Annotated in this window: 13 protein-coding genes; 9 read left to right on the top strand and 4 right to left on the bottom strand. The window is 65.6% G+C overall.

Going from position 1 to position 16,316, the window contains the following annotated elements:
• The first annotated feature begins 61 nt into the window (after positions 1–61).
• The gene (locus tag ACZ899_RS05390) at positions 62–748 is read left to right on the top strand and encodes a helix-turn-helix domain-containing protein (RefSeq protein ID WP_234561486.1); all 687 of its coding nucleotides are present in this window, start codon (positions 62–64) and stop codon (positions 746–748) included.
• On the opposite strand, the gene ACZ899_RS05385 is transcribed toward ACZ899_RS05390, so the two are convergent.
• Positions 731–1,624, bottom strand: coding sequence for a sterol desaturase family protein (locus ACZ899_RS05385; RefSeq protein WP_234561485.1), 894 nt, complete (start codon positions 1,622–1,624; stop codon positions 731–733). The two genes, ACZ899_RS05390 and ACZ899_RS05385, sit on opposite strands and share 18 nt — an antisense overlap.
• Before the next feature lie 256 nt (positions 1,625–1,880).
• A complete protein-coding gene (locus ACZ899_RS05380; protein ID WP_234561484.1) occupies positions 1,881–2,684 on the bottom strand; it encodes a DNA-binding protein in 804 nt (267 codons plus the stop codon).
• Positions 2,685–2,981: 297 nt separating this feature from the next.
• Between ACZ899_RS05380 and ACZ899_RS05375 the strand changes: the two genes are divergently transcribed.
• A complete protein-coding gene (locus ACZ899_RS05375; protein ID WP_234561483.1) occupies positions 2,982–3,770 on the top strand; it encodes a formate/nitrite transporter family protein in 789 nt (262 codons plus the stop codon).
• A gap of 6 nt (positions 3,771–3,776) precedes the next feature.
• On the opposite strand, the gene pdxR is transcribed toward ACZ899_RS05375, so the two are convergent.
• A complete protein-coding gene (gene pdxR, locus ACZ899_RS05370) occupies positions 3,777–5,267 on the bottom strand; it encodes a MocR-like pyridoxine biosynthesis transcription factor PdxR (RefSeq protein ID WP_234561482.1) in 1,491 nt (496 codons plus the stop codon).
• Between pdxR and ACZ899_RS05365 the strand changes: the two genes are divergently transcribed.
• Complete coding sequence (locus ACZ899_RS05365; RefSeq protein WP_234561481.1) at positions 5,268–6,995, top strand: M24 family metallopeptidase; 1,728 nt, start codon at positions 5,268–5,270, stop codon at positions 6,993–6,995.
• Between the two features lie 123 nt (positions 6,996–7,118).
• A complete protein-coding gene (locus tag ACZ899_RS05360) occupies positions 7,119–9,365 on the top strand; it encodes a TonB-dependent receptor (protein ID WP_234561480.1) in 2,247 nt (748 codons plus the stop codon).
• 2 nt (positions 9,366–9,367) lie between these two features.
• On the opposite strand, the gene ACZ899_RS05355 is transcribed toward ACZ899_RS05360, so the two are convergent.
• Positions 9,368–11,077: a sulfatase-like hydrolase/transferase gene (locus tag ACZ899_RS05355; RefSeq protein ID WP_234561479.1), complete on the bottom strand. Its 1,710-nt coding sequence runs from the start codon at positions 11,075–11,077 to the stop codon at positions 9,368–9,370.
• Positions 11,078–11,461: 384 nt separating this feature from the next.
• Between ACZ899_RS05355 and ACZ899_RS05350 the strand changes: the two genes are divergently transcribed.
• Genes ACZ899_RS05350 through ACZ899_RS05330 form a run of 5 tightly spaced genes read left to right on the top strand, consistent with a single transcriptional unit; the run spans position 11,462 to position 16,306 of the window.
• On the top strand, positions 11,462–12,811 hold the full coding sequence (locus ACZ899_RS05350; protein ID WP_234561478.1) for a UDP-glucose dehydrogenase family protein: 1,350 nt from the start codon (positions 11,462–11,464) through the stop codon (positions 12,809–12,811).
• Positions 12,808–13,872, top strand: coding sequence for an NAD-dependent epimerase (locus ACZ899_RS05345; RefSeq protein ID WP_234561477.1), 1,065 nt, complete (start codon positions 12,808–12,810; stop codon positions 13,870–13,872). The genes ACZ899_RS05350 and ACZ899_RS05345 overlap by 4 nt, the downstream gene beginning before the upstream one ends.
• Positions 13,869–14,615, top strand: a complete 747-nt coding sequence (locus ACZ899_RS05340; protein ID WP_050705463.1) for a sugar transferase — start codon at positions 13,869–13,871, stop codon at positions 14,613–14,615. The genes ACZ899_RS05345 and ACZ899_RS05340 overlap by 4 nt, the downstream gene beginning before the upstream one ends.
• A gap of 1 nt (position 14,616) precedes the next feature.
• Positions 14,617–15,264, top strand: coding sequence for a CpsD/CapB family tyrosine-protein kinase (locus tag ACZ899_RS05335; RefSeq protein ID WP_050705462.1), 648 nt, complete (start codon positions 14,617–14,619; stop codon positions 15,262–15,264).
• A gap of 22 nt (positions 15,265–15,286) precedes the next feature.
• Entirely contained in the window at positions 15,287–16,306 is a 1,020-nt protein-coding gene (locus ACZ899_RS05330) for a polysaccharide biosynthesis/export family protein (RefSeq protein WP_203646320.1), read from the top strand.
• The last annotated feature ends 10 nt before the right edge of the window (positions 16,307–16,316 follow it).

Here is a 16,316-nt window from a genome sequence, read left to right as displayed (position 1 = left end):
GGCCTTTGAACGATATCCACTCGCATGAGTGTTTATGGGCCAATTTGGATAGGAAGCAGGGATGAACGAACGACAGGACGGCGCTTGGCGAGGTCGACTCTGGCTGGCCGATGACCATTGCCTGCTGTTCGGCACGCCGGGCCGTACCAGTGCACACGCCCACTATGCCCACCAGGTGCTGCTGCCCCTCGAGGGCAAGGTGTGCATTGAGATCGCGGGCGAGCAGCGCAGCGGCAGGTTGCTGGCCATCGGGTCGCTGCAGCCCCACGCCATCCTCGCTCATCAGCCGCCTTGCATCACTCTGTTCGCCGAACCTCTGGCGTTTTCCCTGGAGACCTTGCTCGACGTCTGCCAACAGGCACCCCGTAGCATCCCCGGTCTGGCCCAAGCACTGCGTCTGACACCGCGCCGTTCGCTGGACCCTCGCCTGAACCGGGCACTGACGCGGATCCGTGCGCTGGACGACCAGCGTCTGCCTGCCACGGCGCTGGCGCAGGAGGCCGCGCTGTCGATCAGCCAGCTGGAACGCTTGTTCAGCGACAGCCTCGGCCTGTCGGTACGACGCCTGGTGCTGTGGCAGCGTCTGCGCCAAGCCCTGCGCCAAGCCCTGACCGGCGCCTCCCTGACCGAAGCAGCCATGGCCGCGGGCTTTGCCGACTCGGCGCACCTTTCACGCAGCCTGCGTCAGCAGTTCGGTATCCGCGCCAGCGAGGCCCTGCGCCACCTGCGCTCAGATTCGCTGGTCTAGGGCCTGGCGCAGGCCGCGTGGCAGTGGTGCCGGCGGCTGCGCCGTGGCTGCCGGGCGAAACGGCTCACGCAGCTGTGCCAGGTATGCTTGCGGGTAGTCCGGGCGATCACCAATGCCAATGTCGTCATCGGCCAGCCCATAACCAGGCAGATGCAGCGCGGTCCCCAGCAGGCGATCCCACAGCGGGAAGAACAGGGCGAAATTGACGTCACCCAGCGTGCCGTACTTCAGATGGTGCAGCCGGTGCACGGGTGCCCAGGCGAACAGATGGCGCAGGCCGCCGATGCGCATGTCGACATTGCTGTGCTGCAGCAGCAACTGCACCGAGATGCTGAAGGCCAGCAGCGCCGCGATATCCTGCGGCAAGCCCAGCAACAGCAACGGCAGCACACCGCCGAGGGCCTCGGCCAGTTGGTGCAGCGGGTGCTTCATCAGGCCGTTGAAGCCGTACAGCCGGGTCACGCTGTGATGCACCGCGTGCAGGCGCCAGAGCAGCGCGCTGCGGTGGCTGGCGTAGTGCACCAGGGTGATGCCCAGGTCGGCCAGGGGTATGGCAAGCAGCAATTGCCACAGCACCGGCCAGTGGCTGGGCCACAGCCCGCTGGCCGGCAGCCAGCCGGCGAACAGTGGAATCGTGGCGATGCTGGCGACATTCAGGGTTTCGTTGACCAGCGCGTGCAAGCCATCGCGCCCGACCTCCCCGTCAGCCTCGCTCCAGGCAGGCTTGTACGGATACAGCGCTTCGCAGGTGAACGACAGCAGGATGGCCACGCCGAGCAGGGGCAGCAGCCAGAGAATGTCGGCGCCGAGGTTGATCAGGTAGACGGCTGTGCCGATGAAACCGAGGAAGAAGCATGGGGCATAGAGGATGCGCATGGAAGGCTCCGGTCATGGATGGAGCCGCGAGTGTTGCCTGGTGCCTGAACGTGACGCTTGAACGAACGGCGCAAGCGTCCATCAACGGGTATTTCAGACCTGAGCATTCCAGCGTGGGAGCGGGCTTGCCCCGCGATGTAGTGCGCTGTATGGCACCGGCTCTGCCGGTGATCCGGGCGGTGCGGCGTTCCGACAAGCCCGCTCCCACGCTGCCCCGGTTAAATCAGAGAAGTATGTTTTGTTCCATGGGAACACTCTAGTTTCGTGCCGCCAACTGACGACGCATCTCGTCATTGGCGCCCTGGGCCTGGGCCAGTATCGCCCGCAACCCTTGCACCTGGGCGTCACGCTGCTGCAATTGCTCGTCCAGCAACCTGCTCTGTGCCGTCGCCTGGCGCTGCTCGGCCAGCAGGCGCTCATTGTCGCGGTGCAGGCGGGTCAGCTCATCCTGGCGGGCGATGGCGCCCTGCTGCAGGGTCTGCAACTGGCCCTGCAACTGGCGCACCTGGGTCTCGCTCCGGCGCTGCTCTTGCTGGCGCTGTTCGAGGCTGACGCGCAGTTGCTCGTCCTTGTCAGCCAGGCGCGCCTGCAGTTCGCCCTGGGACTGGCTTAGACCGGCACTGCGCAACTGTTCGGCCTGCAGGCTGGCCTGGCTGGCGGCCAGGCGTTCGGACTCGACGTGCAGCGCGCCACTCAGGGTCTCGACCTGGCGCAGTGCGCCGGCCAGTTCGCGCTGGACCCGTTGCAGCTCAGCCTGCATCGCCGCGCAATGGGCCTGTGCGGCAGCCTCGGCGGCATCGATGCGTGCCTGCCCTTCCTCCTGCAATTGCGCGGCCAGTCGCTCGACCATCCGCCCCAGCGGTTCGCTCAGCGTCGTACTGTTGCCCAGCAGCGACACAGGCTGGCGATCGAGTTCCTTCAGGTAGCGGTGGATGGTGGTCTTCGACCCGGTGTTGCCCAATTCGATACGTATCGCATCGATACTCGGATTCTCACCCCGGGCCATCAGCGCCTGCCGCGCCTGCTGAACAGCTGCCTTGTCGATGCCTATGCGGGCCATTGCTCACTCCACCATTACATACCATGGCATGTACCATGTAATTTGCTGAATACTGCACGTCCCGCGCCGCCTTTTCAAGCGCGTCGGTTGCAGGTCGTCCATTACGCTCGCTTTGATATAGTACAGCCCGCTTGAACACCCGCCCTTCATAGATGATATCTATCACCTCATCCAGCCTATCGATTTGACCGCGTCAAATTGCCTCAGCTAACGTGCCGCCCGCTTCGAAGCCTTCCCCGCTGCTGCCAAACCCCGATCCACGGCCTGAGCCGTCGTCCTTGCGTTCGAGTTGTTGAAATGTCTGTGAATACCCCCTCCCGGATCACCGAGCTGGTCATAGAAGCCGGCACCCGTAAAGCCCATCTACCCACCCGCGCCACCCTGATCCTCGGTTTCCTGGCCGGGGCGTTCATCTCCCTGGGTTTCCTGTTGGCGATCCACGTCAGCACCATGATCCCCACACCATGGGCCTCGTTCGGCACCCTGCTGGGCGCAGCGGTGTTTCCCATCGGCCTGATCCTGGTGATCCTGGCCGGGGGCGAACTGCTTACCGGCAACATGATGAGCCTGCCCCTGGCGATGTTCGCCGGGCGTATCCGCCTGTGGGCGGTGGCGCGCAACTGGGCCCTGGTGACCCTGGCCAACCTGCTGGGCGCGCTGTTCGTCGCCTACTGCTTCGGCCATCTGCTCGGACTGACCGAGGGGCCGTACCTGGGCAAGACCCTGGCGGGCGCCACCAGCAAGGTCAGCGCCGATTTCCTGCATGCCTTCGTCTCCGGCATCGGCTGCAACTGGCTGGTGTGCCTGGCGGTGTGGCTGTCGTACGCCAGCCGTGAGATGAGCGGCAAGATCCTCGGCATCTGGTTCCCGATCATGGCCTTCGTCGCCATCGGCTTCCAGCACGTGGTGGCCAACATGTTCCTGATCCCGGCGGCGATCTTTGCCGGCTACCTGAGCTGGTGGCAGTTGCTGGAAAACCTGGCGGCGGTGTTCCTGGGCAATGCCGTGGGCGGGGCGATCTTCGTCGGCCTGGCCTACTACGTCTCGTTCGGCGCACCGGCTCAGGAACAGGGCGCGCTGCAGTAGCAGGCTTCAGTCAGCCACCGCCTTCGCGGCCTGGGCCAGACGCTGCACGGCCTGGCGGATCTCGTCCGGATCCAGCGAGGCGAACCCCAGGCGCAGGGCATTCTCGGGTTGGCCGGCGGGTGAAAACTGCCGGCCGGCACGCACCACCAGGTCCAGTCGCAGCGCCTCGACCACCAGCCGATCCACATTGATCGACGGGGCAAACCTCACCCACAGCGCCAACCCGCCCTCCGGCACCTGCACCGCAATGCGCTCGCCAAAGGCTTCGCGCAGACAGCCCAGCAGCATATCCCGGCGGCGCCGGTATTCCCTGGACACTCGCCGCAGGTGTTTCCTCAGCTCACCAGCCTCGATCAGGTCGGCGAGCATCCGCTGCATCACCGCATCACCCTGCCCCAGGCTCAGCGCCGCAGTGCGGCTCAGCGTCTCGGTCACCGCCGGCGGTGCGACGATGAAGCTGCAACGGAAGGTGCTGCCCAGCGACTTGGACAACGAGCCGACATAGATCACATGGCGCTGCAGGGGATCACTGGCCAGCGGCAGGTAGGGCCGCCCGGCAAAGTGGTACTCGTGGTCGTAGTCCTCCTCGATCACGCAGAAGTCATGGCGCCGCGCCAGTTCCAGCAACTGCCGCCGGCGACCGGCGCGCAAACTGACGGTGGTGGGAAACTGGTGGTGGGGCGTGACATACAGAAAGCGCACCGGATGCAGCCGGCACAGCGCCTCGATCTGCTCGACGCGACAACCCTCCTCGTCCAGGTCCACGGTCTCCAGCCGGGCACCCAGCTGGCGGAAGATCTCCCAGGCCGGCGGATAGCTCAGCCGCTCCACCAGCACCACGTCACCGGGCCTGAGCAACACGCTGGCGGCCAGGTACAGCGACATCTGCGTGCCCTGGGTGAGGCAGATGTGCTCGGCCCCCACGTTCAGCCCGCGCTCCTGGCGCAGCATGTCCGCCAGCACCCGGCGCAGGTGATGGCCGCTGCCGTCGCTGCCATGGCGCACGGTATTGGTGGCGAAGCTGTGACGCAGGGCCTTGCGGTAGTAACGGTGCAGGACCGCCTGGGGCAACAGGCGATGGTCACAGGCGCCATTGTCGAAGAACAGCGCCCCGGGGCGCTGGTGCCACGCCGTTGCCTGCTCGCTCGCCGCGAAATACTCAGTGGCAGGCGCATCGCGCAATTTCGGAGCGAATGGCTGCGCCACCTGGCGCGCCGGCGTCGCCTGCGCGGCGAGCTGCTGGCTGACGAAGGTTCCCCGGCGCGGCACGCTGTACAGCCAGCCCTTGGTCGCCGCTTCCTCGTAGGCAAGGATCACCGTCTTGCGATTGACGTCGAGCAGTTGCGCCATGTCCCGGGTACCCGGCAAGGGGGTTCCGGGAAGCAGGCGGCCATCGCTGATCGCGCTGACCAGTCCTTCGACGATCTTTCGATAGGAGGCCTGCGGCTCGCCCCCGTCCAGGTTGAGCAACGGCCGCCATTTGCGTAACTGGACCATGTGAATTATCCAAAACTGGAGGTTTTCCTGGTCCAAGTCTACCGCAACAATCACCGCTCCCACTGCCGCGAGATCGCCATGCCCAACCACCATGTCATTGAATTGTCGCCCTCGGGCAGAACCTTCGAGGCCGGCGACGAGCTGCTGCTCGACGCCATGCTCGCCAGTGGCCTTGCCGTGCCCTTCTCGTGCCGTCGCGGCGCCTGCGGCTCGTGCAAGGTCAAGGTGGTCGCCGGCCAGTATCGCGACAGGCTGCGCGACGCGGATACGCCCGCGCCCTCCTATCCCCTGGCCGCCGACGAACTGCTGCTGTGCCAGAGCCACGCTTGCGGCGACATGCGCCTGGCGATTCCCGGCTGGTCACTGGACACGCCGACGCTGGCCTTCAGCGCGCGGGTACTGGACAAGCGCTCCCTGAGCGTCGATATCACCGAGCTGGTGCTGCAACCCGAACAGCCCGTCGAGGTACGTGCCGGCCAGTACCTCAGGTTCCGCCTCGACAACGGTGACAGCCGCTGTTTCTCCATCGCCAACCTGCCGGCGCAGGACCAGGGACGGATGCTGTTTCATATCCGCAAGGTCGCTGGCGGCCTGTTTTCCGAGCACCTGCTGCCATCACTCGGCATAGGCGACGTGCTGAACCTCGAAGGCCCGGTGGGGGCCTGCACCTGGCAACATGAAGATGAACGCCCCGTTGTACTGTTCGCCACCGGAACCGGCTATGCCGGCATCAAGCCTCTGCTGCTGACGGCCCTGGCACGCGATGCCGATGTCACGCTGTACTGGGGCGGTGCCTCGCCGGCCGATTTCTACGACCGTGCGTTCCTCGACCAGTGCAGCCAGGCGCACCCTCGGTTTCGCTGGCATCCGGTCCTGGCCACCCAGGCCCGCGTGCAGCAGGTGGCGCTGGCCCAGGCGCATCGCTGGGCCTATACCCAGGTCTACGCCTGTGGCAACGGCACGATGATCCAGCAGGTCCGCGAGCAATGCCTTGGCGCAGGCGTGCAGGCCCATCGCTTCATCGCCGAGGCCTTCGTGCCCAGCGGCGCAGCGCTGCCGTCGACGGCACTGGACCCGCAACTGGAGAAAGTCGGCCCGCGCTACTCGCTGGACGGCATGCTCGCCGCCCGCGAACAGACGGTACGGGCCCTGGCCGCCATCGCCAGCCAGCTGGAAGTCGGCATGACCACCGCCCAGGCCTTGGCCATGGCCGAGCGCACCTTGCGGGCCATGGGCGCCTCGCACACCTGGCACCCGACCTACATCCGCTTCGGCGACGACACCGTGCGCACGCCACGCCAGGGCATCGACCCGCAGCGCAGGCTGCGCGCCAGCGATATCGCCGTGGTCGATCTCGGCCCGGTATGGGACGGCTACGAGGGCGATTATGGGGATACCTTCGTGTTCGGCGACCGCCCCCTGCACCACGCCTGCGTCGAAGCGCTGCATGCCGTGTTCGACGAGACGCGCCTGGCCTGGCGCCGCGGACTGACCGGGCGCGAGCTGTACAACGTCGCCGAGCGCAGTGCCCAGGCCAAGGGCTGGTGTCTGGAGCGCAACCTGGCCGGGCATCGCATCGCCGACTTCCCCCATGTCCTGTACGGGCAGGAGAAGCTGGCCGACCTGCAGATCGTGCCGGGGGAGATGGTCTGGGTGCTGGAAATCCAGCTGTGCCATCCCAGCGAACCGGTCGGGGCGTTCTTCGAGGATATCCTCATCGCCAGTTGACCCTGCCCGGCTGATCGTCAGCTGCGCCGCTGGATGTTAATGATTTGCATTGAGGTTTTACCGTACTGGGTCGGAAAGCCTAGTGAATGCCTTCACTCACTTGCGAATCGAAAGGAATCCAGCATGTCGCAACAGCGTGTCAGCCCGGCGCAGCAGCCGGCTGTGCCCCACTTCGACCTCAATCGCACCTTCGCCGCCGTGCACATGGCCTTGTTGCTCGGCCTGGGCGGTGCCTCCATGAGCGTGACCGCGGCGCAGACCGTGGAACGGGCCGAGGAAGTGGAAAAATCCCGCCAAGACCAGGCCAGCGGCAGCCTCGAGCTGACCGAGACCCGGGTCGAAGGCGACCTCGACGCCCCGAGCGCACTGCCTCCCGCCTACGCCGGCGGCCAGGTGGCCTCGGGTGGCCGGGTCGGCCTGCTGGGCAACAAGGATTTCATGGAGACGCCGTTCAGCACCATCAGCTACACCGACCAGTACATCCAGGACACCCAGGCCCAGACCGTCACCGACGTGATCGCCGCGACCGACCCCGCAGTCTTCAGCAACGGCCTGAAGGGCACCTACAGCGAGAACTACTCGATCCGCGGATTCAACTCCAACATCAACGATGTGAGCATCGGCGGCCTGTACGGCATGGCGCCCTACTACCGGATCTCGCCGGAGATGTACGAGCGCATCGAGGTGCTCAAAGGCCCGTCCGCCCTGCTCAACGGCATGCCGCCGGGCGGCTCGGTGGCCGGCAGCATCAACCTGGTGCCCAAGCGCGCCGGCGCCGAACCGCTGACCCGGATCACCACCACCTACATGTCCGACGCGCAGTTCGGCGGGCACCTCGACGTCGGCCGCCGCTTCGGCGAGCAGCAGCAGTTCGGCGTGCGCTTCAACAGTGTCTATCGCGACGGCGACACCGCGACCGACCATCAGCGCATGAAGGCCGAGCTCAACGCCCTGGGCCTCGACTGGCGCGGCGAGCGGGCGCGCCTGTCCGCCGACCTGTACGAAAGCGAGGACCGGGTCAGGGGCCAGAACCGCGGCATCGGCCTGGCCGCAGGCGTGCCAGTGCCCCGGCCGCCGAAGTCCGAGACCTTGCTCAACCCGGACTGGGGCTTCGTCCAGACCCGCGACAAGGGCGTGATCGTGCGCGGCGAGTACGACCTCAACGACAACCTCATGGCCTATGCCGCGGCCGGTACCAGCAAGACCGACTATGCCTACAGTGGCACCATGCTCGCCGAGGTGTTCAACACCGCTGGAGACATGGAGACGAACATGGGCCAGTTGAAGATCGACCTCAAGAAGACCTCGGGCGAGGCCGGCCTGCGCGGCCATTTCGACACGTTCGGTGTCGGTCACCAATGGTCGCTCAACGCCACGCACTACTCGGACAAGCAGCACGATTATGGCCGACGCAACGTCCCGGGGGCCGAGTGGATCAACAACATCTACCACCCTGTCTGGGGACCGGAGGCCGCCAGGAGCTACCCGCCGATCTCCCATACCGAGTCGCGCCTGAGCAGCTACGGCCTGGCCGACACCCTGTCGTTCCTCGACGAGCGTCTTCAACTCACCTTGGGCGTGCGTCGCCAGCAGGTGCTGACCGACAGTTTCGACGTCAGCAACGGCGCGCATACCACGCGCTACAACGAGAGCGCCACGACCCCGGCGGCGGCAGTGCTGGTCAAGGTCACCGACAAGGTGTCGCTGTACGCCAACTACATCGAGGGCCTGAGCAAGGGCGCCATCGCGCCGTTCAACACGGCCAATCGCGGCGAAGTCTTCGCCCCCTACAAGTCCAAGCAGAAAGAAGTCGGCGTCAAGCTCGACCTTGGCGACTTCGCCCACACCCTGAGCCTGTACCAGATCGAACGCCCCAGCAGCTTCACCGACCCGGTAACCAGAGTGTTCTCCTTCGGCGGCGAACAGCGCAACCGCGGGCTCGAGTGGAGCTTCTTCGGCACACCGCTGACCGACGTGCGCCTGATGGGCGGCGTGGCTCGCCTGGACCCCAAGGTGACCAAGGCCGCCAGCGGCTCGGATGAAGGCAAGACCGCCACCGGCCAGCCGAAACTGCAGGGCAAGCTGGGCGTGGAATGGGATACCCCGCTGCTCGATGGCCTGACCCTGACCGCCAACGCCAACGCCGTGTCGAAGCAGTACATCAGCAGCGACAACAGCCAGTCGATTCCCGGCTACACCATCTACGATGTCGGCGCCCGCTACCGGCTGCAGGTGGCCGACCACCCGGTGACCTTGCGCGGCACGGTGGAGAACGTGACCAACAAGGCCTACTGGGGCATGCCGCTGCTTACCAGCCTGGGGCTGGGTGCGCCGCGTACCGTGCAGGTGTCCGCCAGTATCGACTTCTGACGTCAGTCCGCCTTGCCTACCGGCATCGGTTGCCCCGCCAGGACACTGGCGGGCGTGACCACCTGCCCCAGGTCGATATGGCGGAAGTCCGGCTTGGCCCCCAGCCGCGCATTGAAGCGCACGTTGAAGGTGAATGGGTCGTCGGTCGGCATGTCCAGCGAACGGCCATAGAGCGCGCTCACGGCCGTGCCGTCATAGCCCATCAGCTTAAGCAGCGTAGGGAACAGGTTGTAGTGGCTGGAGGCGTTGCGGTTGGCCTGCAGATGGGCCTGCCAGTCCAGCGTGCGCAGGCCCTCGCCCTGGATCACCACCAATGGCACCAGGCCCTCTTCCGGCACAGGATCGCTGTCGCAATGGGTGTTCAGGCCAGGATTGCCGCGCTCATGCAGGTCCTGGCCATGGTCGGAGGTATAGAGCACCACGGCCTGGCTGAGATCACCCTCGGCGAACAGCCGGCGAAAGAATTCGCCGACATTCCACAGCACGGTGTTCTGGTAGGCGTTGCGATACAACACCCAGTCCTGCGGACGGCCATCGAATCCATCGCGGGTGCCGGTGTCGGCGATATCGACGTAACGCCCCCGAGGCAAGGCGGGCTGGTACTTGAGGAAGTCATCCGGATACTTGTCATGCACCGGGAAGTGGGCGCCGACCTTGTTCACCACGATCAGCTGCGGCCTGCCATCCTTGAGCAGCGCCACCAGGCGCTCCAGCGCCGCCATGTCGCGCTGCACCACGGGGGTGTCGTCGAACTGGATGAACTGGTCGATATCACGCTTTTCGGTCTCGGTCATCAGGTTCTGCAGGTTGCCGCCGGTGCGCTGGCCATCGATATACACCGTTCCCAGGCCCGCGCGTTTGGCGTACTGCCAGATCGACGGCTGGGTCGAGTTGATGCGCAGGTAATCGGTGCGGGTTCCGCCATAGCGCAGGGTGACGTTGGTGTCGGCACTGCAGTTGGCGATGGACGCGGCATAGCCGAAGTTGACGATGGACACGCCAGGCTGGGCCTGGCCCAGGTGGCTGGTGACCCCGGCCGGGGTGTTCAGGTCCAGGTAGTTGCCCGAGATGCTCTCGTCGATCAGCAGCACGATATCCCGCGCCATCGCCGGCCCCGCCTGGGCCAGGGTCACTGGCTGGCGCGGCCCGACATGATCGTGCAGGGTCTCGTAGCCGAACAGGCTGAGGTAGGCCAGCGGCGTGTACATCACCGGCAGCCCGCGGGCGCCCTCGCCGGCGCGCACGAACAGGATGGCGATCAGCGCCAGCAGACCCAGCACCGGCGCCACGGGTGGCAACAGCCACGGTAGCCGAGGGGTCGGCCCCGGGCGCAAGCCAAGACCAAACAGCAGCAACAGCGCCCGTGCCGCGGCCAGGGTAATAGCGTAGTGATATTGCTGCAGGGCCTCCTGGACGAAACCGCCGGCATAGACCATGGACACGAATGCGCTATAGGTCAGGTAGGAGTCGGTGATGCGGTTATAAGCGTCGAGGAAGATCGCGCTGACCGTGAACGCCAGCGCCAGCGACCAGCGCAGCCAGCCGGGGCGGCTGAACGCGGCCAGCAGCAGGGCCAGAGCCAATACAGCGAACATCCCCAGGTACAGCACCAGTGGCAGGCCAATACCCAGTGCTTCTATGCGCTCGCGGTAATAGGCATGAAAGCTGGCCAGATAGACGAGCAACAGCAAAAGCTTGATCCATCCGCGCATGTTTCGGCCACTCCGGTCATGGGAATCTCTTCAAACCGTAGCAGCTGTGAAACAAACTACAACGCAAAAAAGTCAAAATTCCGACGACATACCGACACCAGAATCTGGCACCTGCCGCAAGTTGTTGTTGATTCTCCCTATCGTCTGCAACCCGCTTATTTCGGTGCGTCCAACCGTTCATCGGTTCGTCGAACGGCCAATTGCCACTAGCTATGCGCGCTAACACACGGATTGGAAACGGGTTGGTGGCAGAACGCCCGTTTCGTCAGGGTCTGTAAATTCGACGAAACATGCCATTGCTTTGACGCAAATCCACCGGGCTGAGCTATACCCAATTCACACCACTGTTTCATCTCCCTTACTCATCCATACGAGGCACCGCGCATGGACGTGAGCGTTTTTGGCACCGGTTATGTCGGACTGGTACAGGCAGCAGCCCTGGCGGACGTCGGTCACAGGGTCCTGTGCGTGGATGTCGATACCCACAAGATCAACCAGTTGCGCCAGGGTGTGCCGCCGATCAGCGAGCCGGGCCTGTCGGACCTGCTCGAGGACAACATCAAGGAAGGCCGCCTGCTGTTCAGCACCCAGGCCAGCGATGCGGTCAGCCACGCAGAGCTGATCTTCATCGCTGTCGGCACGCCGCCCGACGAAGACGGCTCCGCGGACCTGACCCATGTGCTCAACGTCACCCGGCAGATCGCCGCGCTGATGGAGACCGACCATACCCTGATCATCAAGTCCACCGTGCCGGTGGGCACTGCCGACCAGGTCATGGCCCTGGCCCGCGACGAACTGCAGCGCCTGGGCAAGGGCCAGTTGCAGGTGCGCGTGGTGTCCAACCCCGAATTTCTCAAGGAAGGCAGCGCCCTGGCCGACTGCATGCGCCCGGACCGGATCATCGTCGGCACCCTCGACGAAGTCGCCCATGACCAGCTGGCAGAACTGTACGCGCCGTTCTGCCGCAACCACGAAAAGCTGATGTTCATGGACAACCGCAGCGCCGAGCTGACCAAGTACGCCGCCAACGCCATGCTCGCCACCCGCATCAGCTTCATGAACGAGCTGGCCAACCTCAGCGAGCACCTGGGCGCCGATATCGAGGCAGTGCGCCGCGGCATCGGCTCCGACCCGCGCATCGGCTACCACTTCATCTATCCAGGCTGCGGTTTCGGCGGTTCGTGCTTCCCCAAGGACATCAAGGCCCTGCTGCACACCGCCGCCCACAGCGGCATGCCGCTGCGCCTGCTGCAGAGTGTCAACGAGGTCAACGATCAGCAGCGGCGCATCCTCTTCGCCAAGCTCAAGCAGCGCCTGGCGGGCCTGGCCGGCAAGTCCATCGCCCTGTGGGGCCTGGCCTTCAAGCCCAATACCGACGACATGCGCGAGGCCCCCAGCCGCTACCTGATGGAGGCCCTGTGGGCTGAAGGCGCCACCGTGCGCGCCTACGATCCTGAAGCCATGGACGAGTGCCGGCGCCTGTACGGCTACCGTGACGACCTGCACCTGTGCGCCACCCGCGACGACACCCTGCAGGACGCCGATGCCCTGGTGATCTGCACCGAGTGGAAGAACTTTCGCGTGGTCGACTTCTCGATGCTGGCCAGCAAGCTGCGCGAGCGGGTGATCGTCGACGGGCGCAACCTGTACAACCCCGAGCAGGTTGCCGCCCATGGCCTGCACTACAGCGGCATCGGCCTGCGCCAGGTCGCCCCACAGGTGGATGCGCCATGAAGGTGCTGGTCACCGGCGCGGCCGGTTTCATCGGCGCCCACACCTGCCGCCAGCTGTTGCTCGAGGGGCACCAGGTGGTGGGGCTGGACAACTTCAACGACTACTACGAACCGGCGCTCAAGCATGCCCGTGTGCACTGGGTACGGCAGACAGTCGGTGACTTCCCGCTGCACTGCCTGGACCTGGGCGATCGCGACGGCATGGCCCGGCTGTTCGCCAGCGAGCGTCCGGAGGTGGTGGTGCACCTGGCGGCCCAGGCCGGCGTGCGCTACTCGCTGCAAAACCCGCAGGCCTACCTGGACAGCAACCTGGCCGGTTTTCTCAACATTCTCGAAGGTTGCCGCCGCCATCCGGTCAAGCACCTGCTGTACGCCTCGTCCAGCTCGGTGTATGGCGCCAATCAGCAGACGCCCTATCGGGTGCAGGATCCGGTGGACCACCCGCTGTCGCTGTATGCCGCCACCAAGAAGGCCAACGAGGCCATGGCCCACAGCTACAGCCACCTTTATGGCATCCCCTGCAGCGGCCTGCGTTTCTTTACCGTGTACGGCCCCTGGGGCCGCCCGGACATGTCGCCGATGCAGTTCGCCAAGGCGATCAGCGAAGGCCGGCCGATCCAGTTGTTCAACCATGGCCGTCACCAGCGCGACTTCACCTACATCGACGACATCGTCGAAAGCCTGGTGCGGCTGATCCCCCTGCCCCCGGTCGCCGACCCGCAGTGGAACGCGCTCAACCCGGACCCGGCGAGTAGCCACGCGCCCTGGCGCCTGTACAACATCGGTGGGCAGCGCCCGGTGGAGCTGCTCGACTACCTGGCCCTGCTGGAAAAACACCTGCAGCGCAACGCGGTGATCGAACTGCTGCCGCTGCAACCGGGCGATGTGCTGGCCACCTGCGCCGACGCCAGCGCCCTGGCCAGGGTCACCGGTTTCACCCCACAGATAGGCCTTGATGAAGGGCTCGGGCGCTTCGTCGCCTGGTTCAAGAGCTACCACTCGCCCGCCGCCAGCGAAGCGGCGTCCACGGGCGAGCAGCCAGATCAGCGGAGGGCGGTATGACAGGACAACCCAAGAGCGCGCAACTGCAGGCGCTGTACCAGGACAAACGCATGGACCCGGCGCACCGGCAGCGCATCGATGCCGCCATCCACATGCAGGGCCGCGGTTGGATGACCGGCCGTGCCGGGGGCCGCCCGTGGACGCTGTCGCGGACCAACCGCGTGCTGTCGTGCCTGGCCGCGCTGACCCTGCTGCTGCTGCTGTCGCCGGTGTTCCTGGTGCTGGCGCTGCTGATCAAGCTGTCGAGCAAGGGCCCGGTGTTCTTCGTGCAGAAGCGCACCGGCTACCGGGGCCGCGCCTTCGGCATGTACAAGTTCCGCACCATGGTGGCCAACGCCGAGGCGCTCAAGGACTCGCTGCGCCACCTGAACAAGCACGGCGCCGAATCCATCGACTTCAAGATCGACAAGGACCCGCGCATCACCTCGATAGGCGGCTGGCTGCGCCGCAGCAGCCTGGACGAGCTGCCCAACCTGATCAACGTGGTTACCGGCGACATGCGCCTGGTCGGCCCGCGCCCCACCTCGTTCAACGCCTACCGCTACCACGACAACCACCTGGCGCGGCTGTCGATCTACCCGGGCATGACCGGCCTGTGGCAGATCTCCGGGCGCAGCAATATCGACTTCGACCAACGCGTAGAGCTGGACCTGAGCTACATCAACGAACAGAGCCTGATGCTGGACCTGAAGATCCTGCTCAAGACCCCGTTCAAAGTGTTCACTGGCCACGGAGCAAGCTGAGATGGACGGTTCATCCTCAAGAAGTCTGACCATCGCTACCCCAAGCGAGACCAACCTGACCTCCACCGTGCTCGACCTCGACCAGCGCACCCTGCTGCTGACCGCGGCCAACACCGGCAGCGGCACCAGTACCAGCGCCCTGGCCTTTGCCAGCCAGCTGGCATTGATGAGCGCGGGCAACGTGCTGCTGATCGACGCCAGCCTCAGCCCCGGCGGCCTCAGCCAGCAACTGGGCCTGGGCAAGCTGCGCGGCTACAGCGACCTGCTGTTCAACCAGGACACCCCGCCGCTGGCCCAGGACTGCATCGTGCGCCTGTCCGACCAGCCGTTCGACGTGCTGCCGGTGGGCACCTGGAAACGCGGCCGCGACCGCCTCGACCACGAGCAGTTGCGCGTGCTGCTGCACCAGCTGAGTAACCAGTACCGCTTCGTGGTGATCGATGGCGAAGCCATCTACGCCAGCGCCGACAGCCTGGTGATCGGCACCCTGGTCGACGGCGTGATCCTGGTGGTGTGCGCCGAGGAGACCCGTTGGGAAGTCGCCCAGGCCGCCAGTCAACGCCTGACCCAGGCCGGCGCGCGACTGATCGGCAGCGTGTTCAACAAGCGCAAGTACTACATGCCCAAGTGGCTGTACGAAAATCTCTGAGAGGCCGCACAGGATGAACGCCATGAGATACCCATCGATTGCCCTGTGCGTGCTGGCCCTGGCCGGCTGCGCCAGCCAGGAAGACCGCCAGATGCCGGTGCAGATCCTTACCGCGCCACCGGCCGAGAGCCAGGCCACCGAAGTCGCCCGCCGCGAGCAGGTGCTGCGCCCGCAGGACGTGCTGGAGGTGATCTTCCACGTCAGCAACCGTTCGGCCGGGGTCTACCGCATCCAGTCCGGCGACACCCTGGACCTGAACTTCATGGCCGCCAGCGGCCTGAACGGCAACCAGCTGGTGCAGCCCGACGGCAGCATCACCCTGCCCAGCACCAACGCCGCGGTGCGCGTCGAGGGCATGACCCCCGGCGAGGCCGAGAGCGCCATCCGCCAGGCCTACCAGGACAAGCGGGTGTTCAAGCCCAACCGTGACCAGGTCACCGTGCGGGTGATCAGCCCAATGACCGACGAGGTCAACCTGAAGAACGCCCTCAACCACCCCGGCACCGGCATGAGCCGCGACATCACCGTGGGCAACGACGGCCGCGCCACCTTCCCGGAAATCGGTTCGGTGCCGCTGCAGGGCATGACCGTCAACCAGCTGCGCGACTACCTCAACGAGCGCTACGCCACCCTGCCCGGACGCATGAGCGTGGACGTGCTGCTCAAGTCCACCGCCGCCAACGAGATCTATGTGCTCGGCGAAGTCGGCCAGCCCGGCGCCTTCCAGATCCGCCGCCCAATATCGGTGCTCGAAGCGCTGACCCTGGCCCGCGGCCCGACCCTCAAGGCCAAGCTCGGCTCGGTGGTGATCATGCGCCGTGAAGGCAACACCGTGCACGCGGTCAACTACGACGTCGACCAGGCGCTGTCCGGTGGTACCCAGAAGCTCGCCTACCTGCAGCCCGAAGACATGCTCTACGTGCCCAAGACCAAGCTGGCCAGCGCCGCCGAGCTGTCCCGGCAACTGGCCGACGTGGTGCTGTTCCAGGGCTTCGGCTTCAGCTTCAGCTACCGCGTCGACAACAAAGAAAGCGACGACTGACCGGGGGACG

The sequence above is a fragment of the Pseudomonas sp. TE31087 genome (assembly GCF_057284075.1).
This window is presented reverse-complemented; position numbering and strand designations above follow the sequence as displayed.